This is a genomic window from Marinicauda sp. Alg238-R41, assembly GCF_947331485.1.
Taxonomy (GTDB): Bacteria; Pseudomonadota; Alphaproteobacteria; order Caulobacterales; family Maricaulaceae; genus Marinicauda; species Marinicauda pacifica.
The window spans coordinates 446,327-471,257 of the sequence record NZ_CAMZOJ010000001.1 but is presented as its reverse complement, the minus strand read 5'-3'; the positions used below and the strand labels follow the sequence as shown (position 1 = coordinate 471,257).

The 24,931-nt window shown below is 64.7% G+C and carries 26 protein-coding genes; 12 read left to right on the top strand and 14 right to left on the bottom strand.

Features of this window, described 5'->3' with window-relative positions:
- Window positions 1-26 precede the first annotated feature (26 nt).
- On the top strand, window positions 27-419 hold the full coding sequence (locus PGP17_RS02135; RefSeq protein WP_270374073.1) for a hypothetical protein: 393 nt from the start codon (window positions 27-29) through the stop codon (window positions 417-419).
- Between the two features lie 155 nt (window positions 420-574).
- Window positions 575-961, top strand: a complete 387-nt coding sequence (locus PGP17_RS02130) for a hypothetical protein (protein WP_270374071.1) — start codon at window positions 575-577, stop codon at window positions 959-961.
- A 33-nt stretch (window positions 962-994) separates the two neighbouring features.
- Here PGP17_RS02130 and PGP17_RS02125 read toward each other — a convergent pair whose 3' ends face one another.
- From PGP17_RS02125 to acnA, 3 genes are all read right to left on the bottom strand, one after another.
- Window positions 995-1,591 carry a hypothetical protein gene (locus PGP17_RS02125; RefSeq protein WP_270374069.1) on the bottom strand — a complete coding sequence of 199 codons (597 nt, stop codon included), beginning with the start codon at window positions 1,589-1,591 and terminating at the stop codon, window positions 995-997.
- Between the two features lie 40 nt (window positions 1,592-1,631).
- Complete coding sequence (gene polA / locus PGP17_RS02120) at window positions 1,632-4,406, bottom strand: DNA polymerase I (protein ID WP_270374068.1); 2,775 nt, start codon at window positions 4,404-4,406, stop codon at window positions 1,632-1,634.
- Window positions 4,407-4,560: 154 nt separating this feature from the next.
- Window positions 4,561-7,236, bottom strand: coding sequence for an aconitate hydratase AcnA (gene acnA, locus PGP17_RS02115; RefSeq protein ID WP_270374067.1), 2,676 nt, complete (start codon window positions 7,234-7,236; stop codon window positions 4,561-4,563).
- Window positions 7,237-7,537: 301 nt separating this feature from the next.
- Here acnA and ccmA point away from each other — a divergent pair, with 301 nt between their 5' ends.
- Genes ccmA through PGP17_RS02090 form a run of 5 tightly spaced genes read left to right on the top strand, consistent with a single transcriptional unit; the run spans window position 7,538 to window position 10,368 of the window.
- Window positions 7,538-8,137 carry a heme ABC exporter ATP-binding protein CcmA gene (gene ccmA, locus PGP17_RS02110; protein ID WP_270374066.1) on the top strand — a complete coding sequence of 200 codons (600 nt, stop codon included), beginning with the start codon at window positions 7,538-7,540 and terminating at the stop codon, window positions 8,135-8,137.
- Window positions 8,134-8,802, top strand: coding sequence for a heme exporter protein CcmB (locus PGP17_RS02105; protein WP_270374065.1), 669 nt, complete (start codon window positions 8,134-8,136; stop codon window positions 8,800-8,802). The genes ccmA and PGP17_RS02105 overlap by 4 nt, the downstream gene beginning before the upstream one ends.
- A gap of 56 nt (window positions 8,803-8,858) precedes the next feature.
- On the top strand, window positions 8,859-9,611 hold the full coding sequence (locus PGP17_RS02100; protein ID WP_442915129.1) for a heme ABC transporter permease: 753 nt from the start codon (window positions 8,859-8,861) through the stop codon (window positions 9,609-9,611).
- Window positions 9,608-9,838 (top strand): heme exporter protein CcmD, encoded by a 231-nt coding sequence (gene ccmD / locus PGP17_RS02095; RefSeq protein ID WP_135945064.1) that lies wholly within the window; start codon window positions 9,608-9,610, stop codon window positions 9,836-9,838. Before PGP17_RS02100 ends, ccmD begins: the two co-directional genes overlap by 4 nt.
- On the top strand, window positions 9,835-10,368 hold the full coding sequence (locus PGP17_RS02090; protein ID WP_270374060.1) for a DsbE family thiol:disulfide interchange protein: 534 nt from the start codon (window positions 9,835-9,837) through the stop codon (window positions 10,366-10,368). The genes ccmD and PGP17_RS02090 overlap by 4 nt, the downstream gene beginning before the upstream one ends.
- Before the next feature lie 22 nt (window positions 10,369-10,390).
- Here PGP17_RS02090 and PGP17_RS02085 read toward each other — a convergent pair whose 3' ends face one another.
- On the bottom strand, window positions 10,391-10,933 hold the full coding sequence (locus PGP17_RS02085; protein WP_135945062.1) for a MarR family winged helix-turn-helix transcriptional regulator: 543 nt from the start codon (window positions 10,931-10,933) through the stop codon (window positions 10,391-10,393).
- Between the two features lie 122 nt (window positions 10,934-11,055).
- Between PGP17_RS02085 and PGP17_RS02080 the strand changes: the two genes are divergently transcribed.
- Complete coding sequence (locus tag PGP17_RS02080) at window positions 11,056-11,595, top strand: NUDIX hydrolase (RefSeq protein WP_135945061.1); 540 nt, start codon at window positions 11,056-11,058, stop codon at window positions 11,593-11,595.
- A gap of 75 nt (window positions 11,596-11,670) precedes the next feature.
- Window positions 11,671-12,399 (top strand): DUF1223 domain-containing protein, encoded by a 729-nt coding sequence (locus PGP17_RS02075; RefSeq protein ID WP_270374059.1) that lies wholly within the window; start codon window positions 11,671-11,673, stop codon window positions 12,397-12,399.
- Here the strand turns inward: PGP17_RS02075 and PGP17_RS02070 are convergent.
- The 4 genes from PGP17_RS02070 to PGP17_RS02055 are packed head-to-tail and all read right to left on the bottom strand — an operon-like array spanning window position 12,396 to window position 16,769.
- Complete coding sequence (locus tag PGP17_RS02070) at window positions 12,396-13,424, bottom strand: DUF4340 domain-containing protein (protein ID WP_270374058.1); 1,029 nt, start codon at window positions 13,422-13,424, stop codon at window positions 12,396-12,398. The two genes, PGP17_RS02075 and PGP17_RS02070, sit on opposite strands and share 4 nt — an antisense overlap.
- Window positions 13,421-15,265, bottom strand: a complete 1,845-nt coding sequence (locus tag PGP17_RS02065) for a GldG family protein (RefSeq protein ID WP_270374056.1) — start codon at window positions 15,263-15,265, stop codon at window positions 13,421-13,423. Before PGP17_RS02065 ends, PGP17_RS02070 begins: the two co-directional genes overlap by 4 nt.
- A complete protein-coding gene (locus tag PGP17_RS02060; RefSeq protein WP_270374054.1) occupies window positions 15,262-16,002 on the bottom strand; it encodes an ABC transporter permease in 741 nt (246 codons plus the stop codon). The genes PGP17_RS02065 and PGP17_RS02060 overlap by 4 nt, the downstream gene beginning before the upstream one ends.
- Window positions 15,999-16,769 carry an ABC transporter ATP-binding protein gene (locus PGP17_RS02055; protein ID WP_270374052.1) on the bottom strand — a complete coding sequence of 257 codons (771 nt, stop codon included), beginning with the start codon at window positions 16,767-16,769 and terminating at the stop codon, window positions 15,999-16,001. Before PGP17_RS02055 ends, PGP17_RS02060 begins: the two co-directional genes overlap by 4 nt.
- Before the next feature lie 392 nt (window positions 16,770-17,161).
- Between PGP17_RS02055 and PGP17_RS02050 the strand changes: the two genes are divergently transcribed.
- Window positions 17,162-17,497 carry a DUF2794 domain-containing protein gene (locus tag PGP17_RS02050; RefSeq protein WP_135945055.1) on the top strand — a complete coding sequence of 112 codons (336 nt, stop codon included), beginning with the start codon at window positions 17,162-17,164 and terminating at the stop codon, window positions 17,495-17,497.
- Window positions 17,498-17,575: 78 nt separating this feature from the next.
- Here the strand turns inward: PGP17_RS02050 and PGP17_RS02045 are convergent, their stop codons facing one another.
- Window positions 17,576-18,337 carry a Bax inhibitor-1/YccA family protein gene (locus PGP17_RS02045; RefSeq protein ID WP_135945054.1) on the bottom strand — a complete coding sequence of 254 codons (762 nt, stop codon included), beginning with the start codon at window positions 18,335-18,337 and terminating at the stop codon, window positions 17,576-17,578.
- 176 nt (window positions 18,338-18,513) lie between these two features.
- Here PGP17_RS02045 and thpR point away from each other — a divergent pair, with 176 nt between their 5' ends.
- Window positions 18,514-19,074 carry an RNA 2',3'-cyclic phosphodiesterase gene (gene thpR, locus PGP17_RS02040; protein WP_135945053.1) on the top strand — a complete coding sequence of 187 codons (561 nt, stop codon included), beginning with the start codon at window positions 18,514-18,516 and terminating at the stop codon, window positions 19,072-19,074.
- A 3-nt stretch (window positions 19,075-19,077) separates the two neighbouring features.
- Here the strand turns inward: thpR and PGP17_RS02035 are convergent, their stop codons facing one another.
- Both PGP17_RS02035 and PGP17_RS02030 read right to left on the bottom strand, forming a co-directional pair.
- Window positions 19,078-19,545, bottom strand: coding sequence for a low molecular weight protein-tyrosine-phosphatase (locus tag PGP17_RS02035; protein WP_135945052.1), 468 nt, complete (start codon window positions 19,543-19,545; stop codon window positions 19,078-19,080).
- The gene (locus tag PGP17_RS02030) at window positions 19,542-20,171 is read right to left on the bottom strand and encodes a histidine phosphatase family protein (protein ID WP_270374046.1); all 630 of its coding nucleotides are present in this window, start codon (window positions 20,169-20,171) and stop codon (window positions 19,542-19,544) included. The genes PGP17_RS02035 and PGP17_RS02030 overlap by 4 nt, the downstream gene beginning before the upstream one ends.
- Before the next feature lie 164 nt (window positions 20,172-20,335).
- Here PGP17_RS02030 and PGP17_RS02025 point away from each other — a divergent pair, with 164 nt between their 5' ends.
- On the top strand, window positions 20,336-21,799 hold the full coding sequence (locus tag PGP17_RS02025) for an SLC13 family permease (protein WP_270374044.1): 1,464 nt from the start codon (window positions 20,336-20,338) through the stop codon (window positions 21,797-21,799).
- A 2-nt stretch (window positions 21,800-21,801) separates the two neighbouring features.
- Here PGP17_RS02025 and PGP17_RS02020 read toward each other — a convergent pair whose 3' ends face one another.
- The 3 genes from PGP17_RS02020 to PGP17_RS02015 all read right to left on the bottom strand — a co-directional run bounded on the left by PGP17_RS02020 (window position 21,802) and on the right by PGP17_RS02015 (window position 24,841).
- On the bottom strand, window positions 21,802-22,662 hold the full coding sequence (locus tag PGP17_RS02020) for a DUF4231 domain-containing protein (protein ID WP_270374042.1): 861 nt from the start codon (window positions 22,660-22,662) through the stop codon (window positions 21,802-21,804).
- Window positions 22,659-23,057: a TIR domain-containing protein gene (locus tag PGP17_RS14920; RefSeq protein WP_442915116.1), complete on the bottom strand. Its 399-nt coding sequence runs from the start codon at window positions 23,055-23,057 to the stop codon at window positions 22,659-22,661. Before PGP17_RS14920 ends, PGP17_RS02020 begins: the two co-directional genes overlap by 4 nt.
- A gap of 557 nt (window positions 23,058-23,614) precedes the next feature.
- On the bottom strand, window positions 23,615-24,841 hold the full coding sequence (locus PGP17_RS02015) for an argininosuccinate synthase (RefSeq protein WP_135945049.1): 1,227 nt from the start codon (window positions 24,839-24,841) through the stop codon (window positions 23,615-23,617).
- Between the last annotated feature and the right edge of the window lie 90 nt (window positions 24,842-24,931).

Here is a 24,931-nt window from a genome sequence, read left to right as displayed (position 1 = left end):
ACTGCGTGTCTGGCAATATCAAGATCATGTACGAAAGAGCGACGGGCCTTGTCGTGGCAAAGGTCGCCGGCCGCTACGAGCAGTCCGAGGCAGAACGCCAATGGTCGCAGATCGATCTGGTCTGCAAGGCGAACCATACCCGGTTCATCCTCTTTGATGCGCGCGAACGCGACTACGATGTCGACCCGTCTCTGGCCTTTGCCGGCTTCGTACGGCTGGCCGAGCGGGCCGGCGGAAAGACGATCGCGACCGTGCACCGCGACGCGCACCGCGATATCGGTATGGCCGGCATGCTGGCCGGGGAATCGGTCTGGAACGAGGTACGGTTTTTTCTCGATGAGGAAGCGGCGCGGACCTGGCTTTGCCGGGAGGCGCGCGCCGGCAACTCTGAACCGCCGGCCGCGGCTGCCTGCGCCTGAGAAGACGGCAACTGAACCAGGCCGGCTCCGGCAACGTATTAAAACGCAGGGAATTTCCGCGCCGGCCATATGGTATTTTCTTGACAGTCAACGCGATGCGAAGTGCACCTTGTTCTTGCCGGACGGTCACAGCGAGGGCGGCGCAGGAGGACGGCATGCGAACCCATGAAATCTCATACGATGACGCAGCCCGTCTGGTCGTCGTACGCGTCTCCGGGGAGTGGCGCGCGGACGCGGCCGAGCAGCAGTGGCGCGAGACGATGCAGGCCTGCGCAGAGCGCGGTGTGTCGTGCATCCTGCTGGATGTGAGAGAGCAATCCTACCCGTTCGATGCCCAGGAGGCCTTCACCCTCTTCGCCAGCACGGTCAAGACCGTCCAGGGAAAACTGGTTGCGATCATGTGCCGGCCCGAACATGTGTCCTTCATCGCCGCCGGTCCCGCGGTCGGCGATGCAACCTGGAACCATGCACGCTTTTTCTTCGAGGAAGCCGACGCCAGGCACTGGCTTGAACAGACCCGCTCCGACGCTGCCGACGGCTAGGCGCCACGGCCAGGCCGAGCAGGCACGCCCCGGTCAGCGCCGGCGGCGCACTGCCTCGAACGCCGTTCCGCCATTGGCGTAGACCGGCAGGCCGGGCGGCGGCAGCAGAATATTGTTGTAGCGCGTATGAACCCGGCCGCGCTCGAACCGGGCAAGCTCGGCCGCCCGGTCCGGTGCGAGATCGGGCATGGCGGCATAGACAAATTCACCCAGCGAGCAGGCAAGCCAGGTTTCGGCGGTGAGGCCGGGGCCGTCGTAATACGGGTTGAGCAAGCCATCCGAGCGGATCAGCGCGGCGAAGGCGGCATGATCCTCGGCGTCAAAGCCATAGTGGCGTGTTATTGGCGCTTTGCCTGCTTCTGCCCGGTAGGCTGCGCGCAGGCTGTCGGGCAGATCGAAGCCTTCATGTTCGAGCGCGAAGCACGCCATGGCGGCTGCGGGGCGTTCGAGCACCGTGCCGGGGCGCTCGCCGGACCCGCCCCCGATCACGATCTGATCGGTGCGGCAGGCAAAATCTCCATCCCATCCGGTCTCGGTCGCGAAGCCGGGAATGTCCTCGAGCGGACGATACACCGGCACCGGCCCGAAATAGCCGACAAGCTCGTGAGGGTAGGAGTCGATATAGCTCACACACGCCTTCCTTCTTCCGACGCATCGAGGAGGCTTCGTCCTAGTGGGCCTGGCCCCAGGTCTTCGCCGCCTTGGCTTCGACGTCGAGCGGGACCGAGAGCTGGACTGCGGGCAAGGCGGCCTCGCTCATCACGGTCTGGGCCAGCACAATAAGCCGGTCGGCCTCGTCCTCGGCGCATTCGAACACCAGTTCGTCGTGCACCTGCAGCAGCATGCGGGCCTTGAGGCCCGCCTCCTGCAGGCGGGATTCCATCACGATCATGGCCCGCCGGATGATGTCGGCGGCCGCGCCCTGGATTGGCGCGTTGATGGCCTGGCGCTCGGCGAACTGGCGCACGGACGGGTTCTTGTCCTTTATGCCAGGCAGGTGGATGCGGCGCCCGAACAGGGTTTCGACGTGGCCGGTGGCTTTCACCGCCGCTTTCATCTCGTCCATATAGGCGCGGATTCCGGGAAACTTCTCGAAATAGGCGTCGATATAGGCCTTCGCCTCGTCGCGCCCGATGCCCAGATTGGCCGACAGGCCGAAGGCGGAGATACCATAGATGATGCCGAAATTGATCGCCTTGGCCTTGCGCCGGGTGACCGGGTCCATCTCGTCCATCGGCACGCCGAACATTTCAGACGCCGTCATGGCGTGAATGTCGTGACCGGCCTTGAAGGCCTCTTTCAGCGCGTCAATTCCGGCAATGTGCGCCAGCAGGCGCAGTTCGATCTGGGAATAGTCCGCCGCGACCAGGACATGGCCGTCCTCGGCCACGAAGGCTTCACGGATCTTGCGCCCTTCCTCGGTACGGATCGGAATGTTCTGAAGGTTGGGCTCTGACGAGGACAGGCGCCCGGTGGAGGTCGCGGCCAGCGAGAAATTGGTGTGAACCCGGCCTGTATGCGGATTGATCGCGTCTTTCAGCGCGTCCGAATAGGTCGATTTCAGCTTGGCGAACTGACGCCAGGTCAACAAGGCCTGGGGCAAGTCATGGCCTTCGGCGGCCAGCTGGTCGAGCACGCTGGCATCGGTCGACCAGGCCCCGCTTTTGGTCTTCTTGCCGCCGGGCAGACCCATCTGGCCGAACAGGATCTCGCCGATCTGCTTGGGGCTGCCGAGATTGAAGCGCGTCCCGGCCAGCGAATGGGCCGCTTCCTCGCTCTCGGCCATCTTCTGCGCGAAATCGGAGGACAGGCGCGAGAGCTGGGCCACATCCACGCGAATGCCGGCAAGCTCCATGCGCGACAGCACGGCGGGCATGGGCCGCTCGAGCGTCTCGTACACGGTCGTCAGCTTGCGCTGGGCGAGAGACGGCTTGAGCAGCTCGTAGAGGCGCAGCGTGATATCGGCGTCTTCGGCGGCGTACTCGGTCGCGCTCTTCAGGTCGCATTGCCCGAAATGCTTCTGCGATTTTCCCGAGCCGCACACCTCCTTGAACGTGATGCAGGTATGTCCCAGCAGCAGGTCTGCGAGCTCATCCATGCCGTGCCCGTGAAGGCCGGATTCCTGCACATAGGACAGCAGCATGGTGTCATCATAGGGCGCCACCGCGATGCCGTAGCGGGCGAAGACGGAGAGGTCGTACTTGAAGTTCTGGCCGACCTTGAGAACGGACGGGCTTTCCAGAAGCGGCTTGAGATGGCCCAGCGCGGTGTCGAAATCGATCTGTTCGGGCCGTCCTCCGCCGTCGGCCAGGTCCCCGCCCTCATGGGCAAGCGGAATATAGCAGGCCTGGCCCGGTGCGACGGCGAGCGAAATGCCGACCAGATTGGCGCGCGTGGCCGACAGCGCGTCGGTTTCGGTATCGACTGCGACGACGCGGGCTTCGCGGGCGCGGGCAATCCAAATTTCGAGCTGAGCCAGCGTCTGCACGGTTTCATAGACGGACCGGTCCACCGGCGCGGTGGCATCTCCGGTCTCGTCGGCCGGCCCGGCGCCCAGCCCTTCTTCCACCCGGCGCGTCAGGGTGCGGAACTCCATCGAGCGAAGGAAGGTCAGCAGGCGGTCGGGATCGGGATCGGCGGTGCCGAAGGCATCCATCGCTGCGACGTCGGCCACATCGGTCTTCAGCGTGACAAGCTGTCTGGAGATGCGTGCCAGCTCGGCATTCTCGATCAGTTTCTCGCGGCGCTTGGGTTGCTTGATCTCGTCGGCGCGCGACAGCAATCTGTCCAGATCGCCGTATTCCTCGATCAGCTGAGCGGCGGTCTTGATCCCGATGCCGGGAACGCCGGGGACATTGTCCACGCTGTCGCCGGCCAGGGCCTGTACGTCGATCACGCGCTCGGGGCCGACGCCGAACTTCTCGCGTACCTCGTCCGGTCCGATCCGCTTGTTCTTCATCGGGTCCAGCATGGTCACCTGCCCGTTGACCAGCTGCATCATGTCCTTGTCGCTGGTGGCGAGCGTCACGCGCGCCCCGGCCTCGACGGCGAGGCGCGCATAGGTCGCCATGATATCGTCGGCCTCATAGCCCTCCATCTCGATGCAGGGAAGGTCGAAGGCGATCGTCGCCTCGCGGATGAGCGAGAATTGCGGCACGAGATCCTCGGGCGGCTCGGGCCGATGGGCCTTGTAGTGCTCGTAGATCTCGTTGCGGAAGGTCTTGGCCGAATGGTCGAAGATCACCGCCATATGCGTCGGCTGATCCTCGCCTTTGAGGTCCTCGAGCAGCTTCCACAACATGTTGCAGAAGCCCTGGACGGCGCCGACGGGCGTCCCGTCCGAACGCGTCAGGGGCGGGAGCGCGTGGTAGGCGCGGAAGATATAGGCCGACCCGTCGACGAGATAGAGATGAGAGTTCGCGTCGAGCGCACGAGTGACGGCCATGGGAAGGTCTCCGGGGGAGTGATCGCGACTGGAGCGGCAAGGTAGTGGGCCGTGCCGGGCGGGGCAATCGGCCAGCCTGCGTCCGGGCAGGACTCACAAAAAACCCCGGTCCGCCTGGCGGACCGGGGTTCTTGAAGGCGGGCGGTAACAGGCCTTAAGCGGCGCGCTGGCGCAGCACGTAGTGCAGGATGCCGCCATTCTTCAGGTAATCGAGCTCGTTCTCGGTATCGATGCGGGCCTTGAGGTCGGCCGTCTTCGTCGAGCCGTCCTCGAACTCGACCGTCATCTTCACCGTCGCGCCCGGTGTCAGGCCTTCGATGCCGTCCAGGCTGACGGTTTCCTTGCCGGTAATGCCGAGGCTCTCCCAGCTGTCATCGCCCGTGAAGACCAGCGGGGTCACGCCCATGCCGATCAGGTTGGAGCGGTGAATGCGCTCGAAGCTCTCTGCGATCACGGCTTTCACGCCGAGCAGGCGCGTACCCTTGGCCGCCCAGTCGCGCGAGGAGCCGGTGCCGTATTCCTTGCCGCCGAAGACGACCAGCGGAATATCCTTTTCCTGGTACTTCATGGCGGCGTCGTAGATCGGCATTTCCTCGCCGGACGGCTGCAGCTTGGTCACGCCGCCTTCCACACCGGGAACCATCTGGTTCTTGATGCGGATATTGGCGAAGGTGCCGCGCATCATGACCTCGTGATTGCCGCGGCGCGCGCCGTAGGAGTTGAATTCGCGCGGCTCGACGCCGTGCGCCTGCAGGTATTCGCCGGCCGGGCTGTCAGCCTTGATCGAACCGGCCGGGGAGATGTGGTCGGTCGTGATGGAGTCCGCGAACAGGCCGAGGATGCGGGCATCCTTGACGTCCTTGGGCGGGGTCACGTCGGTCGACATGCCCTCGAAGAAGGGCGGGTTGGCCACGTAGGTGGAGTCCGGCCAGTCATAGGTCAGGCCCCCGGACGTCTCGACCTTCTGCCAGTCCTCGTCGCCCTTGAACACGTCGGCATAGCGGCTTGCGAACATCTCCGGCGTGACGGCCGATTTGACCGTTTCGGCGATTTCGGCCGAGCTCGGCCAGATGTCCTTCAGGTAGACCGGCTCGTTCTGGTCGTCATAGCCGATCGGGTCCTCGGTCAGGTTGATGTTCATCGAGCCGGCCAGCGCGTAGGCCACGACCAGCGGCGGCGAGGCGAGATAGTTCGCGCGCACGTCCGGGTTCACCCGGCCTTCGAAGTTGCGGTTGCCCGACAGGACAGAGGTGGCGACCAGATCGCCTTCGGTGATCGCCTTGGAGATTTTCTCCGGCAGCGGTCCCGAATTGCCGATGCAGGTGGTGCAACCATAGCCGACCAGGTTGAAGCCCAGCGCGTCGAGATCGTCCTGCAGACCGGCCTTGAGCAGGTAGTCGGTGACGACCTGGGAGCCCGGCGCGAGCGAGGTCTTCACCCACGGCTTGACCTGCAGGCCCTTCTTCAGGGCGTTGCGCGCCAGCAGGCCCGCGCCCAGCATCACCGTCGGGTTGGAAGTATTGGTGCACGAGGTGATCGCGGCGATCACGACATCGCCATGGCCGATGGAATAGTCCTCGCCTTCGACCTTCACGCGCTTGTTGCCGTCGTCGAGCTTCTTGAACTCACGGTCGAGCTCGGTGGCGAACGCGTCGGCGGCGTCGGTCAGCAGCACCCGGTCCTGGGGACGCTTGGGCCCGGCGATGGCCGGCACGACGTCATCCAGGTTGAGATGCAGGGTATCGGTATAGACCGGCTCGGTCGTGCGGTCGGGACGGTACATGTCCTGCGCCTTGGAATAGGCCTCGACCAGTTTCACGCGAGACGGGTCGCGCCCGGTGGCGGTCAGATAGTCGATCGTGGCGTCGTCGACCGGGAAGAAGCCGCAGGTCGCGCCGTATTCGGGCGCCATGTTGGCGATGGTCGCCACGTCTTCCAGCGAGAGGTGGTCGAGGCCTTCGCCGTAGAATTCGACGAACTTGCCGACCACGCCCTTCTCGCGCAGCATCTGCGTGACGCGCAGGACCAGGTCGGTCGCCGTCGCGCCCTCGGGAAACTTGCCGGTGATCTTGAAGCCGATGACTTCCGGGATCAGCATGGAAACCGGCTGGCCCAGCATGGCCGCTTCGGCTTCGATGCCGCCCACGCCCCAGCCGAGCACGGCCAGGCCGTTGATCATGGTGGTGTGGGAGTCGGTGCCCACCAGCGTGTCGGGATAGGCGTAGGTCTTGCCGTCCTCGTCCTTGGTCCAGACCGTCTGCGCGAGATATTCCAGGTTGACCTGGTGGCAGATGCCGGTGCCCGGCGGAACGACGCGGAAATTGTCAAATGCGCTCGCGCCCCATTTGAGGAATTTGTAGCGCTCGCCATTGCGCTCGTATTCGCGCTCGACATTCTTCTTGAAGGCCTGGTCGGTGCCGAAGACGTCGACCATCACCGAGTGGTCGATGACCAGGTCGACCGGAACCAGCGGATTGACCGATTTGGGGTCGCCACCGAGCTGCTTGGTCGCGTCGCGCATCGCGGCCAGATCGACCACGGCGGGAACGCCGGTGAAGTCCTGCATCAGCACGCGCGCCGGGCGGTAGGCAATCTCGTGATCCGACTTGCCGGTCTTCGTCCATTTGGCAATGGCTTCGATGTCGGCCTTGGTGACCGACTTGCCATCTTCGAAGCGCAGCAGGTTTTCCAGCAGGACTTTCAGCGTGTAGGGCAGCTTCGAGACACCCTCCAGACCGTTCTTCTCAGCCTCGGTCAAATCGAAATACGTGTAGGTCTTGCCGTCCACATCCAGGTCGCGGCGGCAGTTGAAGCTGTCCATTGAAGCCATGAGAATTCCTCGTTCGATCGATCGGGCGGAAACAGGGGGCGTTTCCAGAGAGTGGCGGCCTTGCGTCGCCAGGGACGCTGCGGCGCATCATTTCTTGTCGCGCGTTTTAGCCTTCACCGGCCCGGCCTGCAATAAGCGGGACATCGAAGCCCCTGTTTTGCAAATGAGAATAACTCTCACATGTCCAAACCAGCCCGGTCCGCGCGTGTCGCCGGTCCAGCTCCTTCCCGCGGGGGCCGGTCCCGGGCTGCGGCTTCCTGACCGTTTGCCCGCCCGATCAAGATCGCGTAAGCGGACGGTCATGAGCACCGGTGGCGCGCCCTTTCTCATATCGGTCAAGGACCTGACGCTGGACCGCGGCGGGCGCCGGCTGGTGACCGGGCTCGCTCTGGGTGTGCGTTCCGGCGAGGCTTGCGTGCTTACCGGACCTAACGGCTCGGGCAAGACAACGTTCCTTCGCGCGCTTGGTGGCCTGGTTAATCCCGCTGCCGGTGAGATCGAACGGCCGGCACCGGAAGCGATTGCCTTCCTGGGCCATGCCGATGCGCTGAAACCGGGCGAGACGGTACGCGACGCATTGCGGTTCTGGGCTGCCTTCCAGGGCGGCGCCGAGATGAGGGTCGAGCACGCATTGTCCCGTTTCGCCATCGCTCATCTCGAGCGGCGCGCCTGCGGCCGACTGTCGGCCGGCCAGCGGCGCCGCGTTGCCCTGGCGCGCATTGTGCTCTCTGGACGCGCGCTCTGGCTGCTCGACGAACCGGCCGCCCCGCTCGACACACGCGGGCGCGTCCTGCTGGGCGAGGCCGTGGAACGCCATTGCGCCGCCGGGGGCGCCGTGATTGCCGCGACCCACGTGGATCTGGGCTGGCCCGGCGCCCGGACGCTGGAGTTTGGATCGTGAGTGCGCTGGCCGCCCTTTTCCGGCGCGAATTCGCCCTTGCCTGGGCCGGGGGCGGCGGCACGGCCGGACCGGCGGCGTTCAATCTGGCCGCCCTCGCCCTGGCGCCGCTGGCGATCGGACCGGCGCCGGATATCCTGCTGGCCGCGGCCCCCGGCATCATCGCCTTCGCCATGCTGCTCTCCACGCTGCAATCGGCCGAGCGTCTGTTCAGCGAGGACGCGGGCGACGGGACGCTGGAGCTCTACGTGCTGTCGGAGCAGAGCTTCGCGCTGATCTGCCTGGTCAAGAGCCTCGCCTTTGCCCTGGCCGTGTTCTGGCCGGCGCCCCTGATCGCGCTGCTGGCCGGCATCGCCTACGGCATGAGTGGTGAGGCCAGCCTTGTGCTCGCGCTGGCGCTCGGTCTCGCCGCGCCCGGACTGGCCCTGGTCGCCGGCTTTGCCGGGGCTCTCGCCGCGGGCTTGAAGCGGGCCGGCCTGCTGATCGCGCTGATCGCCGCCCCGCTCCAGGTGCCGGTGCTGGTCTTTGCCGCCGGCGCCGGTCGCGCCGCCATAGACCAGACGGGGACGGCAGGCGCCAATCTCCTCTTGACCGCGGCCTTTTCGCTCGCCGCTTTGGTGCTGGCCCCGGCCGGAATCGCGGCGGCGCTCAAGGCGCGTCTGGAATAGGTGCGGCGTACTGACGCTTGTCCAAATCGTCCCGCGGGCTTAAGTCGCTGGTCCTGATGCTGAGCTATTTTGCCAATCCCGAACGCTTCGACCGGCTGGCCCGCACACTCATCCCGTGGGGCTGGGGCCTGACGCTGGCGCTGCTGGCCGTCGGCCTGCCCTGGGCGCTGGTCGTTTCGCCGCCCGACTACCAGCAGTCGGAGAGCGTGCGCATCATGTATGTCCACGTTCCCGCTGCGTGGCTGGGGCTGTTTGCCTATGGCGCGCTGGGTGTCTCCAGCTTCGTTTTCTTCGTCTGGCGCCATAACCTGGCCGACCTCGCCGCACGCGCCATCGCGCCTTTCGGCGCGGCCTTCACCGCCCTGTGCCTGGTCACCGGCGCGCTGTGGGGCAAGCCGACCTGGGGCGCGTGGTGGGTCTGGGATGCGCGCCTGACCTCCATGCTGGTGCTGTTGCTGCTGTATCTGGGATACATGGCCTTGCGCGCGGCCCTGGAGGACGAGCGTCTGGCTGCCCGCAGCGGCGCGATCCTGGCCATGGCCGGCCTCGTCAACCTGCCGATCATCAAATTCTCGGTCGACTGGTGGAATACGCTGCACCAGCCGGCCAGCGTGTTCCGCTTCGACGGGCCAACCATCCATGCCAGCAAGCTGTGGCCGCTGGGCGTGATGGCGCTGGCCCTGACGATCCTGTTCGGCGTTCTGGTGCTGACGCGCATGCGCACGCTGCTGCTGGAAAAGCGCGCCGACGCGCTGGAGCGCGCCCGCGAACGCCGGCTCGAAGCCGAATCCAGGGAGGCCAGCCAATGAGCGATTTTCTCTCGATGAGCGGCTATGGCGCCTATGTCTGGGGCAGCTATGGCCTCACGCTCGCGGTGATCGGCGCGCTGACCTGGTGGACGCTGGCCGGTCGCCGTGGAGCCCGGGAGCGTCTGGCGCGGATTCAGGCGCAGACCGCCGAGGATTCCCGCTCCCCACATGACTCCCTGCCGCGCGGAGACGCGCCGCGCAGCGACGAAACGGGCTATACGCTATGAGCCGCGTTCTGCTCTGGGCGCCGCTGGGCTCGATCGCGCTATTGATGGTGGTCTTCGCCGTCGCGCTGCTCGGCCCGGGCCGTGACGCGGCCGATCCCCTGCAGGGCGAGGCTCTGCCCGAACTTCCGCTGGAGACGTTCGATCCCGCCATGCCCGGCTTCGACCCGGAGGCGGTGGAGGGCCCGTATTTGCTCAATCTGTGGGCCAGCTGGTGCGCCCCGTGCCGCATCGAGCATCCGGTCTTCATGGACCTCGCCGCGCGCGGCATTCCGATCTATGGCGTGGTCTACAAGGATGATCGCGCGGATGCGCGCGCCTTTCTGGCCGAGCTTGGCAACCCGTTTGCCGGTTTCGCTGCCGACCCGGAGGGCCGGGCCGCACTGGAGCTGGGCGTGACCGGCGTACCGGAAACTTTCCTGATCGACGGATCGGGTGTCGTGCGCGCGCGCTGGCGCGGCGCGGTCAGCGAGCCGGTGTGGGACCGCCAGTTCGAGCCGGCCTGGCAAGCGGCAAGAGAAGAAGAGAACTGACCCGCAGCGTCCCGGCGCCGGGCTATTTCTTCTTTTTCTTCTTGTGCTTCTTCTTGTCCTTGGCGTCGGCCTGCTTCTCGACGGCCTTCTTGGCCTTCTTCGCTTCCTGTTTCAGCGCCTCGGCATCGAGCTCGATCGTGCGCGCGATCCGGGTCAGGCTTTCCACGAAGTTCGCGCGCTTGCCCTTGGGCAGGGCGGCGAGAATGGCCTCGTCGGCCGCCTTCGCGCCGGCCAGCGCCGTCTCGTAGAGCTTGCGGCCCTCATCGCTGAAACGCACCGAGTTGGCGCGGGCATCGCCGGGTGCCTTCTCGCGGATCAGAAGGCCCTTGGCCGTCATCCGGGCGACCAGCTCGGCCAGGGTCGAGCGGTCGATGCCGGTGGCCTTGACCAGCTGGGTCTGGGTCAGACCCTCCTCGTCGGACACGGCGGTCAGGACCGCGAACTGGCGTTGGGTGATCTGGACCCCGCCGGTGGCTTCATTGAACCGGTCGGCGGCAAACTGCTGCGCGCGATGCAACAGATGGCCCGGCGACAGGCGGAGGTCGAAAAGCGCTTCCTCGGACATAACTACCCCTCTGTCCGGCAACGGATGGATCGACAAGCTAACTGCTTATTGTCACGATTCAATGTCAATTTATCTGCGCACGGAAAACAAAAGGACGCGTTGTTTTTAAAGGATGATTAGCGATGAGTGATCACTCGTTTGATTTCGCACACAAAATTCCCGATGGCGATGACCGCGAGCGCCGCGTGTGTCAGACCTGCGGCTTTGTCGACTACATCAATCCGAAAATCGTTGCCGGGTCGGTCATTGCCGACGGGGAGGGGCGCATTCTGATGGCGCGGCGCGCCATCGCTCCGCGTATCGGCTACTGGACCCTGCCCGCCGGTTATATGGAAGAGGGCGAAAGCGTCGACGCGGCCGCCCGGCGCGAGGCGTGGGAAGAGACGCGCGCGAAAATCGAAACGACCGACCTACTCGGGATCTACTCCATTCCGCGGATCAGCCAGGTGCAGATTTTCTTCCGCGCGCGCCTCACCGAACCCGGGGTCGCGGCCGGTCCGGAAAGTCAGGAAGTCGCCTTCCTCGCCTGGGAGGATATTCCGTGGGGCGAGCTGGCTTTCCCCAGTGTCAAATGGGCCCTGGACGATCATCGCGAGCGCCTCGGCCAGAACCGTGCGATCCCTGCCATGCGCAGCCAGGACGAAACGGTGAAACCCTACTGAGCCTTGCGCGCCGGGGGCCCGCATCTGACGCGCCTGTGATTTCCCAAGCCCGGCTGCCGGGCGTAGAAGGGATACATGACCGCGCTCGCCCTCCTCCTCCTTCTGGCTGCCAGTCCCGACCCTGCGGAGCCGCGCCGCAACCTGGTCGTCGTCGAGCTTTTTACCAGCCAGGGCTGCGGACTGTGCCCGGATGCCAACCGCCTGCTGTCCGAGCTCGGCGCCCAGGAGGATACGCTCGCGCTGGCGTTCAACGTCAGCTACTGGGACATGTACGGGTGGACGGACCAGTTTGCCCGGCCTGAATTCAACCAGCGCCAGCAGGACTATGTCGATGCCGGGCCGGCCCATCGTGTGTACACGCCCCATTTCGTGGTGAACGGCGCTCCACAGACCCTGCGCTTCGATCACGGGCAGATTCTCGGCGCGGTCCGCGGGGCGGAGCCGGTCGCCCTTCATCCATCGCTCCTGCGCACGCCGGACGGTCTTCAGGTGCGCCTGAACGGCCCCGCGCGCGAACAAGGCGCTACCGTCTGGCTGGCCGCTTACGAGACCGGTACGATCGAGCGGACAATCGAGGCCGGCAGCAATGCAGGGCTCGACATGGTTCACTTCAATACGGTGCGCCATCTCACCGCCCTGCCCGGGTGGAGCGGCGCCGAATATACCGTGACCGCAGAGCCTGCGGCCTGCCCGGACTCGTTGTCCTGCGCGGTTCTGGTTCAGGCTTCGCGCGGCGGCCCGATCCTTGGCGCGAGCCGTATCCCGGCCGTCAACCGGGAGCCCGCGCATCAAGCGGGCGATTAGAACCGTTCTGCGATCTGGTCGAGCGGCCGGGTCAGACGCTCGTAGGCGTCGTCGCTGACCTCGAACGCCCAGCCGCGTGCAACCGCGTCCAGGCGTTGCGCCCGGGCCTCGGCGTCGTCGGCCGCTGCCGTGATCTCCAGCCTTGCCCAGTGGCGTCCGCCCTCATCGAAGACCGTGTAGGAATAGGCCAGGCCATCGAAGGTCACTGCCGCATGGGCCGCGACGGGGGCGCCGATCAGGCTCTCTTGCGGTCTGACATCGCGAAACCGCATCCGCGCTCCGGCGACCGCCACGCCGTTCGCCGCGCCCGATGTGATCAGGCGCCAGCCGCGCGGTTCGCGAAGCTCGAAATTGCGCGCGCTCATCCCGGCCTTGGCCAGCGCATAGGCCTCACCGGTTTCGGGCTGGATGCGCACGCGCGCCACGCTGGCCGGATCCAGGTTGAAGAAATCGAGTCCCAGCCAGTGATCGACCGCGTCCAGATCGGGCAGACGGCCTTGCGCTGCATAGGCCCGGCCGCTTCCGGGAATCCGCATGAAGAGCCCGTCATCACCGCGGTCCGCACCGATGATCAGATCGGCAAGCCGCGTATCATCTGCACTCCGCACGGTCAGGCGCACGCCCTGCCCGCCCTCGGCCGCTCCGACCAGGCCCAGTCGGGAGAATTTGTCCGGGTCCTGCGTCATCGCGGCGCTGTAGGACAGCTGCGACAAGGCGGCATCCAGCTCGGCAACACGCTCGGGCGGCACCGGATAGCCGCCCCGGTCGGACATGACCCAGCCGCTTTGCGACGCCGGCCCGCGTTCCAGGCGGAGCGATCCGTCAGGCCCCTCGATCTCGATGACACGGGCCTGTGCCGCGTTCTGCTGCCAGTCGGCCAGGACCGGTCCCGACGCGTCGGGACGCGCATCCAGGCGCGCATCGCGCCAGACCGCATAACTGCCCACGGCCAGCACAAGCAGGCCGGCCAGCGCGATCCCGGTTGCCAGACGGGCGCGGCGGCGCGCCGATGTGTGAGCCCTCATCTGCGCCTCCTGCGCCGGATCACCAGGAATAGGACGGCGCCCAGGATGACGAGCAAAGGCGGCACCCAGACCGTCCACACGATCAGGGAGCGCTCCAGCGCATCGATCTTCACGCGGAAGCCACGCTCGATATCGCGCAGACGCTGGCGCGCATCCACGATTTGAGTCCGAAGCGCGCTGGCGCGCGCCGTTTCGTCCGAGCCGGCGCCGGACAGCGCGGAGGCCTGGCCCTGTCGGTTCAGGTTTGCGAGTTCTTCCTCGGCTTCCGCCAGCTCGGCAGTCAGGCCCTCCTGAAGCTGGAGATAGCGCGCCTCGGCCTGGCTTCTCAGGGTCTCGACCCGGGTCATCGGGCGCGCCGAACTGGACCGTGACCGCAAGGAGACCAGGGCAGGATCGCCGGCGAGCGCATCGGCGAAGTTCAGCGCCAGAGACAGGTTGTCGGCCACGACCTGGTCGCCCTGGACCGGATCGGGATTGATGTAGAAGGCCGGATCGAGCCAGTCGGCATCCGCGATCACGATGATGTCGGCGTCGCGCGTGCTCCGGTCGAGATGGGCTGTGGCATCGAAGGCGATTTCGCCGGCTGGCGGACCGTCGGGAAACGCCGTGGCAAGCGGCCCGGACAGGCGTGCGGCGATGACCAGGGGCGCGTCCGGCGCCGGCTCATAGCGCTGGGCCAGCTCGTCGGGGGAGGGCGATCCCGATGCGATGTCGGCGTCGAGGCGCGCACCTTCTGCGCTGGTCGAGAGGATGGGCGCGAAGGCCGTGGTGGCGCCCTCGACCGGCGCCAGCAGCCCGGGAGAGCCAACATTCACCCCGCGCGACAGGGCTGCGACGGGCGGGAATTCCCGGTCCATGCCCGCTGGGGGGATGGAAAACCAGAGCGGGTAGGCGCGCATGCGCGCACGTCCGCCTTCGGAGATCTGCACCGGCAGGCCGTGGGCGCGGTCCATCGCGGTGACGGTGGGATCGTAGCCCGCCCCCCAGCCGGAAAGAAGGCGGGGCAGCGCGCTGTCGCGCTCGGCGCGCAGCGGGGGCAGACCGTCGGGTCCGGGCTTGAGGGCCACATGGGCCATCGGGTCGAGCGCGGCCAGGACACGGCCCTGCGACAGCGCGAACTGGTCGACCAGATAGGCCTGACCCTCGCTCAGCTCGGGCGGGTGAAGCAGGAAGAGCGCGTCCGCGTCGGGCAGGGTGGTGAATTCAGGGTCGAGCCAGATCAGCTCGAAGGCGCTCGACAAATCGTTCACGATCCGGTTGCCGGAGCGGCCCTCGGCGTCCGGCTCGAAAGGCAGGCTGGAGATCACCGCCAGGCGCGGCTGGCGCGCCCGGTCCAGCTCCGCGATCACGCGCACGATCTCGTATTCCAGCCGCGCTTCGCCGGCCGGATCGAAAAACGCGATTGTGGCCCGGTCATCGATCGTGTTGCGCCCGATCAGACCGAAGAAAAGCTGCGTGCCGTCGTCGGTGGGAATGGGGTCGAGGCCGGCAGCGATGGCGGCGTCTTCCGCGGCGGAAAACGGTTCGGGATCGATCTCTTCCAGCCGGATCATGCCGTCGGACTCCGCCGCGAGACCCCGCAGCATCTCGCGCACGCGCGCGCCGTAGGCGCGGATCGCGGGATAGCGTGCCGCCTCCTCGCGCGAATAGATGAAATCCAGGCTGATCGGCTCGTCCAGGCGCTCCAGCACATCGCGCGTTCCAGGGCTCAGCCGGTAGAGGCCGCGCTCGGTGAGATCCACGCGCCAGGACTCCAGCACCGCGCCTGCGGTCAGGTTGAGCCCGGCAAACAGGGCCAGCAGGCCGGTCACCATGACGAGGAGGAAGCGCGGCGCACTCATCGTCCGCCTCCGCGATGGGTGTCGACAAGAGTGATCGCCAGCGACAGGCCGAGGCCGATCAGGCTGAAGAAGTAGACCAGGTCTTCCACCGACAGCACGCCGCGGCGCAGGGAGTCGAAGCGGGCCAGCGCCGAAAGCTCGGCCAGCGCCTCGGCGAAAGCGCCGGGCAGGCGCGCCGACAGGGCCTCCAGCACGAAAGGCAGTCCGGCAATCGTGATGAGGAAGCACGCCCCGACCGCCAGCACGAAGGCGACGACCTGGTTCCCGGTCACCGCCGACAGGGCCTGGCCCAGCGCCAGATAACCTCCGGCCAGCAGCAGCGTGCCGATATAGGCGGTCGCGATGGCGGCATTGTCCGGGTCGCCGAGATAATTCATCGCGATCCACATCGGCAGGGTCAGCGCGATGGCGAGGGCTGCGACGCACCAGGCGGCCAGGAATTTGCCGCCGGCCGCCGCCCAGAGCGGGATCGGCGAGGCGAGCAGCATTTCCAGCGTCCCGCTATCGCGCTCCTCCGCCCAGGCGCGCATGGCCAGCGCCGGCATCAGGACCAGGAGGAGCCAGGGCATGTAGTCGAACAGGGGGGCGAGATCGGCGCGTCCTGTCTGGAACAGGCGCCCGACCTGCCAGGCAAAGCTCGGCGCGGCCACGGCAAACACGACCAGGAAGACATAGGCCAGGGGCGTCTCGAAATAGGCGGCAAGCTCGCGGCGCAGAACCGCAATCATGGGTGTCATTGCGCGGCTCCCGTCGGCGGGGAGGAGGTGTCGCGCGCCTCGATGCTTTCATGGGCCTGGCGCGTCAGGGTGCGGAAGGCCGCGCCGATATTGCTCGCCCCGCCGAGCGCGGCCAGTCCCTGCGGCGTCTCGTCGGCCAGGAGCCGGCCGTCGGCAATGACCATGGCCCTGGTGCAGATCGCTTCGACCTCATCGAGCAAATGGGTGGAGATGATGATGGCCTTGTCGCGCGCCATCTCGCGAATCAGCGCGCGGACCCCGTCCTTCTGGTTGGGGTCGAGCCCGTCAGTGGGCTCGTCCAGGATCAGGATGGGCGGGTCGTGCGCGATGGCGGCCGCCAGCGCGGCCCGGCGCTTATAGCCTTTCGAGAGCGCCGAGATCGGCTTCTCCGCCGCTTCGCCGACACTGGCCAGATCGAGCGCGCGCCGCTCCGCCTCGCGCAGCGCGTTGCCGGAAAAGCCCCGCGCCCTCAGGTGGAAGCGGACGAAGCCGCGCGGGGTCATCGCGGGATAGGCCGGCGCTCCCTCGGGCAGATAGCCGAGATGGCTCTGGGCAGCCCGCCGGTCGAGGCTGGAATCGTGGCCGGCGAGGCGCGCTGCGCCCGAATCAGGCTCCAGGCATCCGGCCAGCATGCGCATCGTGGTCGACTTGCCTGCCCCGTTGGGTCCGAGAAAGCCGAGCACTTCGCCGCGCTTGACCGTGAAGGACACCCGATCGACCGCCAGGTGGCGGCCAAAGCGTTTTACCAGCGTGTCTGCAACTATCATGGAGAGGCGTCACCCACTTGCGTTTGCGACTTGCCGGAGCCCCGGACATCTCAAGCGATAGCGGGAAACGCGCCCGGACACCACAGCCCAGTCCGGCGCGGAACGCGAAAGCCGGTCTGGAACGCACAAGGCGTGCCGAATCGAGGGGCGGCACGCCTTGGCGAGGGGGATATATGAGCGTCGACCGGTCCAGCCGCTCGATCCGGGGGGCTGGGGGGGCTGTGAAACCAGGATCAGAGCGTTTGGGTTACCAAACCGGCCGACGAGTGGCAGACTGGATTTGGGTTTGGGCGTTCGGGAGGCCAGATTATGACCGGATTGGGGCACTACATGAACTCTTGGTCATTTCCGGCATAGACCAGAGTCAGGAATAGAGGCAGGGCACGTACGGCATGCAGTCAGTGACGACGGGACGAGGCGCCGATCAGGTCATGTTCGACCGGGCAGAGCTGGAATCCATCCTGCGGGTGTACGGCTTCATGGTCGCGTCCGGCGAATGGCGCGACTACGCGATTGACGGGCTGCGCGACCGGGCCGAGTTTTCGGTCTTCCGTCACAGTTCCGAGATGCCGATCTACCGTGTGGTCAAGACCCCCGCAGACGCGCGCCGGCAGGGGGCCTACAAGGTCGTCGCGGCGACCGGCGCCATCCTGAAACGCGGGCAGGACCTCAAGCAGGTGCTCAAGGTCTTCGATCGCCAGCTTCTGCGGCTGGCCGGCGGGCACTGACAATTAATCGCTCCAGACATGAAAACGCCCCGGCCGTGACGGCCGGGGCGTTCTGCTGTGAGCTTGTGAAGCCAGGCGCTACTCGCGATTGCCCATGAACATCAGGATGATCTGGAACATGTTCACGAAGGCGATGTAGAGGTTGAGCGCGCCGTAATACGTCATCACGGCCATGGAGCGTTCGTCGCCCGCAATCTCGCTATACATCAGCTTCAGCCCCTGGGTCTGCCAGGCGACGATGCCGGCCATCAGGCCAAGCACCGCGAACTGGATCAGCCATTGCAGGCCGGAGGACTCCAGGAAGAACATGTTGATCAGGCTGACGATCACCACGCCGATGATCGCCATCACCAGGAAGGAGCCGATCGGCTGCAGGTTGCGCTTGGTGGTGTAACCCCAGAGCGACAGGCCGAAAAAGGCCGCCGAGGTTGCCACGAAGGCCTGGGCGATCGTGCCGAAGGTGATGGAAATCGTGCCGGTCAGTGTCTCGGCCGATTGTCCGCCCACCGCCATGAGCACCCATACGCTGAGGCCCGCGCCGATCAGGGAGACGACGGCCCAGTACAGGACGGCCGCCCCGATGGGCGACGGATTGCGCATGAAGAACATCGAGCCGAACAGGAGCACGATGGGACCGAACTGGACCACATAGAGAAGCGGTGTGTTGAAGAGCGCCTGGGTCAGCGGTGCGATCGTACCGAAGGCGTAAGCCAGGACAGCCGAAAGCAGGAGGCCGAGGCCCATCTTGTTGTAGACGCCCAGCATGAAGCTGCGCAGGCCTTCGTCACGCGAGGTGTCGAGCGACTGCGCGCCATAGGTCGTACGCTGAGACTGGTTCATCGAAGTTTCATACCCGTTGGTTGAGCCCGCACGATGGCAGGCGACAGCCTTCAATATCGGGGTAGAACAGGGCGATTTCAAGCGAATCCGGCTGCGCGGGCGCGATACCCGGCCGCGGGTGAGCACCACCTGCGGTCCGGCTTGACTTCCCTAGGCGGTCATGCCGGGCTGAAGCGATGTCGCTTCGTGTCTTTTCCGCCCTGCCGATCCCCGATGAGGTGGCCGATATCGTCGATCCGCTGCTGGACGGCGTCCCCGGCGCGAACTGGCGCCCGCGGGAGAATTTTCACATCACGCTGAGCTATTACGGCGAGCTGGAAATCCCTGCCGTCGAGGAGCTCGATCACGAACTCGCGCGCATCGAGATGGCGCCGTTCGAGCTGGCGCTCAAAGGGGCCAATCATTTCGGCAAGGACGAGCCGACCGCGCTCTGGCTCGGCGTGGAGGCGCCGTCCGCGCTGGCCGATCTCGCGGCAAAGACCCGGCGCGTCGCAGCCCGGCTCGGCATCGCGGTGGAAAAGCGCAACTACCTGCCGCACCTCACCGTGGCCTATATCGACCCGGGCGAAATCGACCTGGTCAAGCTCAAACGGTTCGAGCAGCAATGGAATCTGCTGGAAACCCCGCCCTTCATCGCCGACCGCTTCTACCTCTATTCGAGCCATCAGCGCCGCAAGGGCCCGAACGACTATCAGGTCGAGGCAGAATATCCGCTCTTCCACAGGCGCATGGCCTGAGAGTCATGCGCGCCGGACCAGGCCCTCGACGCCCCGCTCGATCAGATCGAGGGCGTGTTCGAACGCATTCTCGTCGGCATAGTAGGGATCGGGTACATCGGTGCCCGCCCTGCCTACCGACCAGTCCATCAGCAGCGAAATCGGGCGGTCGGGCAGGGACCGGCTGGTCCGCGCATTCACCAGCCAGCGCCTGTGGCCCTCGTCCATCGCCACCAGATGGTCGAACAGACTGAAATCCTCACTGGTCACCGCGCGGGCGCGCTCATGAGCGATGTTGTAGCCACGCCTGGCCGCCGCCTCGACGGCCCTCGGGTCGGGCGCCTCGCCCACGTGCCAGTCGCCGGTCCCGGCCGCATCGAAGGTCAGGCGCGAGCGACCGAAACGGTCGGCCATCGCCATGGCGACGCCCTTGGCCATGGGTGAGCGGCAGATATTTCCGGTGCAGATGAACAGGATACGCTGCGTCTTCATTGAGACGCCTCGACGTCGAACGCGTCATCGAGCGTTACCAGATGCCAGTCACCGTCGAGGCGATGCAGCCAGAATATGTCGCCATAGGCGCTGGAGGGCAGGCTCCCCTCCTCGCAGGCACTTCGGGCGTCCGGCGCAAAGGCGGCGATCCAGGTGCAGACCGTGTTGGAATGCTCCACGACCAGGGTCCAGCGCGCCCGGCTTTCCTCGGTCTCAAGCATGGCGATCGCGCGCGATCGCGTGACAGGCTCGTCGCTGCCGCAGGCCTGATCCAGCCCGGGGGCGGGCTGGTGCTGGACCACATCCGCATGCCCGGCGCGTGCGGTCAGGACCGTCCGGCATGCGCTCGAGGCCAGAACGGCGTCCATCGGACGCGGGCCGAGAAGCGCACCGAGCCGGTCGACCATGGCGTTTCCACGCGCGGAGAGTTCGCATTCCAGACCATTGCATGCCTCGTCAATCTTGCGCGCATGGCGCACGACGAGAATGTGGCGATCGGCCTGGCGCAACGCATCGAGTTCGTCTTCGGGCGCAGCCTGCAACAATTCAGACCGGTCGAACCGGTCTCCGCATGCGGACACTGCCAGCAGGGCGAGGCAGGCGGTCAAGAGGCGCAACCAAGTCATCGAACTCTCCAGATATTGAGGTTTCCACCTTGCCACGCAGGGGTAAAGACCGCGTAAGCAGGCTGGAGGCCAAGGCGTTTCTTTCCGGTCCGATAAGGCTTGCGCGCGTGTGATCGGCCCGCGTAGCGTGGCCCGGTTGTGCCAGGCACAGGGGAGGGGTGCACGTGAATTCCAAACGGATCGGATTTGCCGCCGGGATCGCGCTGGCGCTGATCATCCAGCTGATTCCCGTGCCCGCGGGGCTGTCGCGCGAGGCCTGGATCCTTGCGTCCCTCGCCGTGCTGATGGCGGCGTGGTGGGCCACGGAGGCGATCCCCATTGCGGCGACGGCCCTGGTACCGCTCGCGACCTTTCCCCTGTTCGGCATCGCATCGGCCGGCGCCACGGCCAGCCCCTATGCCAGTCCGATCGTCATGCTGCTGCTGGGTGGCTTTATAATCGCCCTCGCCATCGAGCGCTGGATGCTCCACGCGCGCATTGCGCTGAATGTGGTGGCGGCGTTCGGATCGCGCCCGTCCGCGATGATTCTCGGCTTCATGGCCGCGGCCGCCCTGCTCTCGATGTGGATCTCAAACACGGCGACTACGCTGATGATGATCCCGATTGCCTTGAAGGTGTCCGAGGCCGTCCAGAAGGAGGGCGTGAACGCAAAGATGTTCGCGCCGGCCCTGGTGCTGGGCATCGCGTATGCGGCGTCAATCGGCGGGCTCGCGACGCCTGTGGGCACACCGACCAATCTGATCGGCATCGGCTTTCTGGAAAACAGTTTCGACCGCACGATCGGCTTCGTCGACTGGATGGTGATCGGTGTGCCGTGTGCCCTGGTGCTCGTCCCGGCCGCATGGCTGATTCTCACCCGCTTCGCCTTCAAGGTCGACACGCGTATCGCCAGCGAGACCGGGCACCAAACCGTGCTCGCCGAATTGAGGGCGCTGGGCCCGATGACCACACCGGAGCGGCGCGTGGCGGGTGCCTTCGCGATTGTCGCCCTGCTCTGGATGGGTCAGCAATATGTCTGGAATCCGGTCCTGACCTGGCTGTCACAGGCGCTCGACCTGCCCATCCTGCTGTCCGTCTCCAACATGCAGATCGCGATGATGGGCGCGGTCGCGGTCTTCCTCATCCCGTCCGGGAGGGAAGACGGCGAGGCCCTGATGGACTGGACGTCCACGGCACGGCTGCCATGGAGCGTGGTCGTGCTGTTCGGCGGCGGGCTGTCGCTGGCCGCCGCGATCCAGGCGACGGGTCTGGCCGGCTGGCTCGGCTCGAACCTGACCATCATCGCGGACCTGCCACTGCCGCTCATCATCCTGATCGTCAGCCTCCTCGTGGTCTTTCTGACCGAGCTGACCAGCAATGTCGCTTCGGTCTCCGCCATTCTGCCGGTCCTGGCGGCCCTCGCGAGTGCGGTCGGAGTGGCGCCCGAGCTGCTCATCGTGCCGGCGGCACTCTCGGCGAGCTGTGCCTTCATGCTGCCGGTCGCCACCGCGCCCAACGCCATCGTCTACGCCTCGGGGGAGGTTTCGATGGCGCAGATGATCAAGGCCGGGTTCCGCATCAATCTGGTGGCCGCGCCGGTGATCGCCTTGCTGGCCAGCCTGGTGGGACCGTGGATGTACGGGGGTTGACGCTATACCATGTCTCGCCGGGCAATCCATTGAGTGTGTTCGCGAGAAAATGCGAGCTCAGCCTCATTGACGAATTCAGAGAATTTTTCTTCGGTACTTATCTCGGTAGACGCAACCCGGATCAGGCCTATTTCGTGAGCAGCTAAATTATAACTAGCGGCCAGCTCATTGTGTCGTTTCATTTGAACCCAACCGAGCATCGATGTCGCTAGGACAATTAATGGCGATAAAGTATATCGGTATACTGCTTCGGCGAAAAATCCCGTGCCGGTGGCCACAATAATTGCCGCATAAGCAATCAGTATAATTGAAACCCAAGCACGAAATGCACGCCTGTTAAACACCGACTTCTTTGCGTACCATTTCCTTTGTTCGTCAATCCTATTTTCTACATAGAAGTTAATCCGATCGACTAACTGGCCTTGTCTGGTCCGCATCATTTCAGGCGTTACTTGATCACCCTCATCCGGTGTTAGCTCTTGAGCCACCTTTTCATTGTGACGCAATATCTCTCGAAGCAAGTTACGAAATTCTCGTCTTGGAATGTCAACATCGCTTGCATCTTCGAAGGGGTGTGCTCGCATCATAAACCTCCAGCTGGACGTTTTGATCGACTCCGCTAGTGCGCGGCACCGATACCATTCCTGTTCGGGGTTCTTGATGACCTTAATAATGAATATCACGGCTAAGAAAGAAACGCTTAATAAAATTAATAGATACGGAACCACGCCATAGAACAAAGAAAGTAGTGCTATAATAAATAGCAAAATATATTCAATTCTAATCATAGCAACAAATCTATTTTGTGATAATATCGACGCTTTATCTGCACTTTTGTATAAGTTCGGATAGGTATTTGTCATGAAATTGACCGCACGCCTCTTACAATAGAATCAGAGTTCCAGTTTACTATAAAATTCGCCTTCTGTGTTATGGCTACCGGCATTCGCTGCGCACCCCTCGGGCGCACGCCTAAAATCGGCTTTCCTATGCTGTGGGCAAAATCCAGTTCGAACTGGATCCAATCGCTATGGCTTGTCCACATTCCGCCAATTATAATTACACAATGAACTGGACGTATTTGTTGTCTAAGGCCTTCTTTTAATTTGTATTGACTGGTCAGTCCGAAAGCCTTCGTTTCCGGTACAGAGAAGTTTTTGAAACTAAAATATGGCCGATTGGCCAGCAAGCGAACCATCGATAGATAGGGTTCACTATACGTCCATGAGTGGCTGATAAATAATCGCTTTTCGTACATATTCTGGCAACAAAAACCTAGGTGGGAGGTATAGGCTAAGCTGCTGTTGAAGCGCGAGCAATAAGAATGCGTCGAATTGCGACTCAAGCAGTCAAATTTCAATCGCCGGTGCCGCGCTGATCTTGAGTGCTAGCCGATGACAGAGTGACGCTCATTGTGGCCCCGGGTTTGCCGAGCTAGCTGTGGGTCAAGTCGAGACTTTGGGGTAGCCTATGTCTTGGCTGCTGCGCGTTGATTGGAAGGCATGTCGCGCCCCCCTAATTTTATATAACATCGGTCTAGGACCTCGGAAAGCTGGCCCGAGGCTAAGCCCCCATTTTATCTGCGCCATGGCGCAGAACGGGATGACACGCCTGCAAGCTTCGTCAGGCTTTGCTCGCACCCTCTCGTCTCTCCCCGCCCCGGTCGGCAGGGCGTAACCTCGTCAGGCTCTTTCTCAGGCGTGAAAACCCAGACCTCAGCGCCGCCCGGATACGAGCGCCGTGATAGTCGTAGTAGTAGGAGGCCAGCGCCCGGCTTTGACCTGCGGAGTCTCACCCGGCCGGGCGGAGACCCGGCTAGTCGTTTTCGCCGAGGCGCTGCTTGCGCTCCGCAATCAGGCGCAGACGCAGCGCGTTCAGGCGGATGAAGCCCTCGGCATCCTTCTGGTCGTAGACCTCGTCCTCCTCGAAGGTGACGTGGGCCAGCGAATAGAGCGAGTTCGGGCTGGAGCGCCCGACGGTGAGGGCGTGGCCCTTGTAGAGCTTCATGCGCACCTCGCCGGAGACATAGCGCTGGGAGTGGTCGATGGCGGCCTGGAGCATTTCGCGTTCGGGGCTGAACCAGAAGCCCTCATAGATCAGCTTGGCGTATTTCGGCATCAGCTCGTCTTTGAGGTGGGTGGCACCCCGATCGAGCGTGAGCTGTTCGATGGCGCGATGCGCAGTCATCAGGATCGTGCCGCCGGGCGTCTCGTATATGCCGCGCGATTTCATGCCGACAAAGCGGTTCTCGACGAGGTCGAGACGCCCGATGCCGTGCTTGGATCCCAGCTCGTTGAGCTTGGTCACCAGCCCCGCCGGAGACAGCGCCTGGCCGTTCACGCTGACTGCGTCGCCGCGCTCGAAGCCGATCGTGATGTATTCGGCCTTGTCCGGCGCATCTTCGGGATGGCAGGTGCGCAGGCAGACCTCGTTGAAGGCTTCCTCGGACGGGTCCTCGAGCAGCTTGCCCTCGCTGGAGGTGTGCCAGAGATTGGCATCGACGGAGAACGGCGCTTCGCCGCGCTTGTCCTTGGGTACTGAAATGCCGTGCTGTTCGGCGTAGGCGATCAGCTTGGTACGCGAGTTGAGATCCCATTCGCGCCAGGGCGCGATCACTTTCAGGCTGGGGTCGAGCGCGGCGACAGCCAGCTCGAAGCGGACCTGATCGTTACCCTTGCCGGTCGCGCCGTGGGCCACGGCGTCGGCGCCGGTTTCATGGGCGATTTCCACCAGCCGCTTGGAAATGAGCGGACGCGCGATCGAGGTGCCGAGCAGGTATTCGCCCTCGTAGACCGCATTGGCGCGGACCATCGGGAAGACGTAGTCGCGGATGAATTCCTCACGCAGATCGTCGATATAGATCTGCTTGATGCCGGCTTTCTCCGCTTTCTCCCGCGCCGGGCCGAGTTCTTCGCCCTGGCCGAGATCGGCCGTGAATGTCACGACCTCGGCCTGGTACGCATCCTGAAGCCATTTCAGGATGACGGAGGTATCCAGCCCGCCCGAATAGGCAAGCACGACTTTCTTGATGGATTTGCTCATGGCTTCATTCCTGCAATCGGCACGGTCGGAAAGGCGGGTCTCCGCATCGCTGCAGTGTGTATGGCAGAATTAACCTGACGTCAGCCCTCG

Bases quoted from the DNA above. Each gene is read 5' to 3' on its own strand.
- ccmD (WP_135945064.1), top strand. From the start codon at position 9,608: ATGAGCGATTTTCTCTCGATGAGCGGCTATGGCGCCTATGTCTGGGGC.
- polA (WP_270374068.1), bottom strand. From the start codon at position 4,406: ATGGCCGTCACTCGTGCGCTCGACGCGAACTCTCATCTCTATCTCGTC.
- PGP17_RS02030 (WP_270374046.1), bottom strand. From the start codon at position 20,171: ATGACTTGGTTGCGCCTCTTGACCGCCTGCCTCGCCCTGCTGGCAGTG.
- PGP17_RS02045 (WP_135945054.1), bottom strand. From the start codon at position 18,337: ATGAACCAGTCTCAGCGTACGACCTATGGCGCGCAGTCGCTCGACACC.
- PGP17_RS02080 (WP_135945061.1), top strand. From the start codon at position 11,056: ATGAGTGATCACTCGTTTGATTTCGCACACAAAATTCCCGATGGCGAT.
- acnA (WP_270374067.1), bottom strand. From the start codon at position 7,236: ATGGCTTCAATGGACAGCTTCAACTGCCGCCGCGACCTGGATGTGGAC.
- PGP17_RS14920 (WP_442915116.1), bottom strand. From the start codon at position 23,057: ATGTACGAAAAGCGATTATTTATCAGCCACTCATGGACGTATAGTGAA.
- PGP17_RS02060 (WP_270374054.1), bottom strand. From the start codon at position 16,002: ATGACACCCATGATTGCGGTTCTGCGCCGCGAGCTTGCCGCCTATTTC.
- PGP17_RS02055 (WP_270374052.1), bottom strand. From the start codon at position 16,769: ATGATAGTTGCAGACACGCTGGTAAAACGCTTTGGCCGCCACCTGGCG.
- PGP17_RS02065 (WP_270374056.1), bottom strand. From the start codon at position 15,265: ATGAGTGCGCCGCGCTTCCTCCTCGTCATGGTGACCGGCCTGCTGGCC.
- PGP17_RS02100 (WP_442915129.1), top strand. From the start codon at position 8,859: ATGCTGAGCTATTTTGCCAATCCCGAACGCTTCGACCGGCTGGCCCGC.
- PGP17_RS02050 (WP_135945055.1), top strand. From the start codon at position 17,162: ATGCAGTCAGTGACGACGGGACGAGGCGCCGATCAGGTCATGTTCGAC.
- PGP17_RS02075 (WP_270374059.1), top strand. From the start codon at position 11,671: ATGACCGCGCTCGCCCTCCTCCTCCTTCTGGCTGCCAGTCCCGACCCT.
- PGP17_RS02020 (WP_270374042.1), bottom strand. From the start codon at position 22,662: ATGACAAATACCTATCCGAACTTATACAAAAGTGCAGATAAAGCGTCG.
- PGP17_RS02035 (WP_135945052.1), bottom strand. From the start codon at position 19,545: ATGAAGACGCAGCGTATCCTGTTCATCTGCACCGGAAATATCTGCCGC.
- PGP17_RS02085 (WP_135945062.1), bottom strand. From the start codon at position 10,933: ATGTCCGAGGAAGCGCTTTTCGACCTCCGCCTGTCGCCGGGCCATCTG.
- PGP17_RS02130 (WP_270374071.1), top strand. From the start codon at position 575: ATGCGAACCCATGAAATCTCATACGATGACGCAGCCCGTCTGGTCGTC.
- PGP17_RS02015 (WP_135945049.1), bottom strand. From the start codon at position 24,841: ATGAGCAAATCCATCAAGAAAGTCGTGCTTGCCTATTCGGGCGGGCTG.
- ccmA (WP_270374066.1), top strand. From the start codon at position 7,538: ATGAGCACCGGTGGCGCGCCCTTTCTCATATCGGTCAAGGACCTGACG.
- PGP17_RS02135 (WP_270374073.1), top strand. From the start codon at position 27: ATGTACGAAAGAGCGACGGGCCTTGTCGTGGCAAAGGTCGCCGGCCGC.
- thpR (WP_135945053.1), top strand. From the start codon at position 18,514: ATGTCGCTTCGTGTCTTTTCCGCCCTGCCGATCCCCGATGAGGTGGCC.
- PGP17_RS02090 (WP_270374060.1), top strand. From the start codon at position 9,835: ATGAGCCGCGTTCTGCTCTGGGCGCCGCTGGGCTCGATCGCGCTATTG.
- PGP17_RS02070 (WP_270374058.1), bottom strand. From the start codon at position 13,424: ATGAGGGCTCACACATCGGCGCGCCGCCGCGCCCGTCTGGCAACCGGG.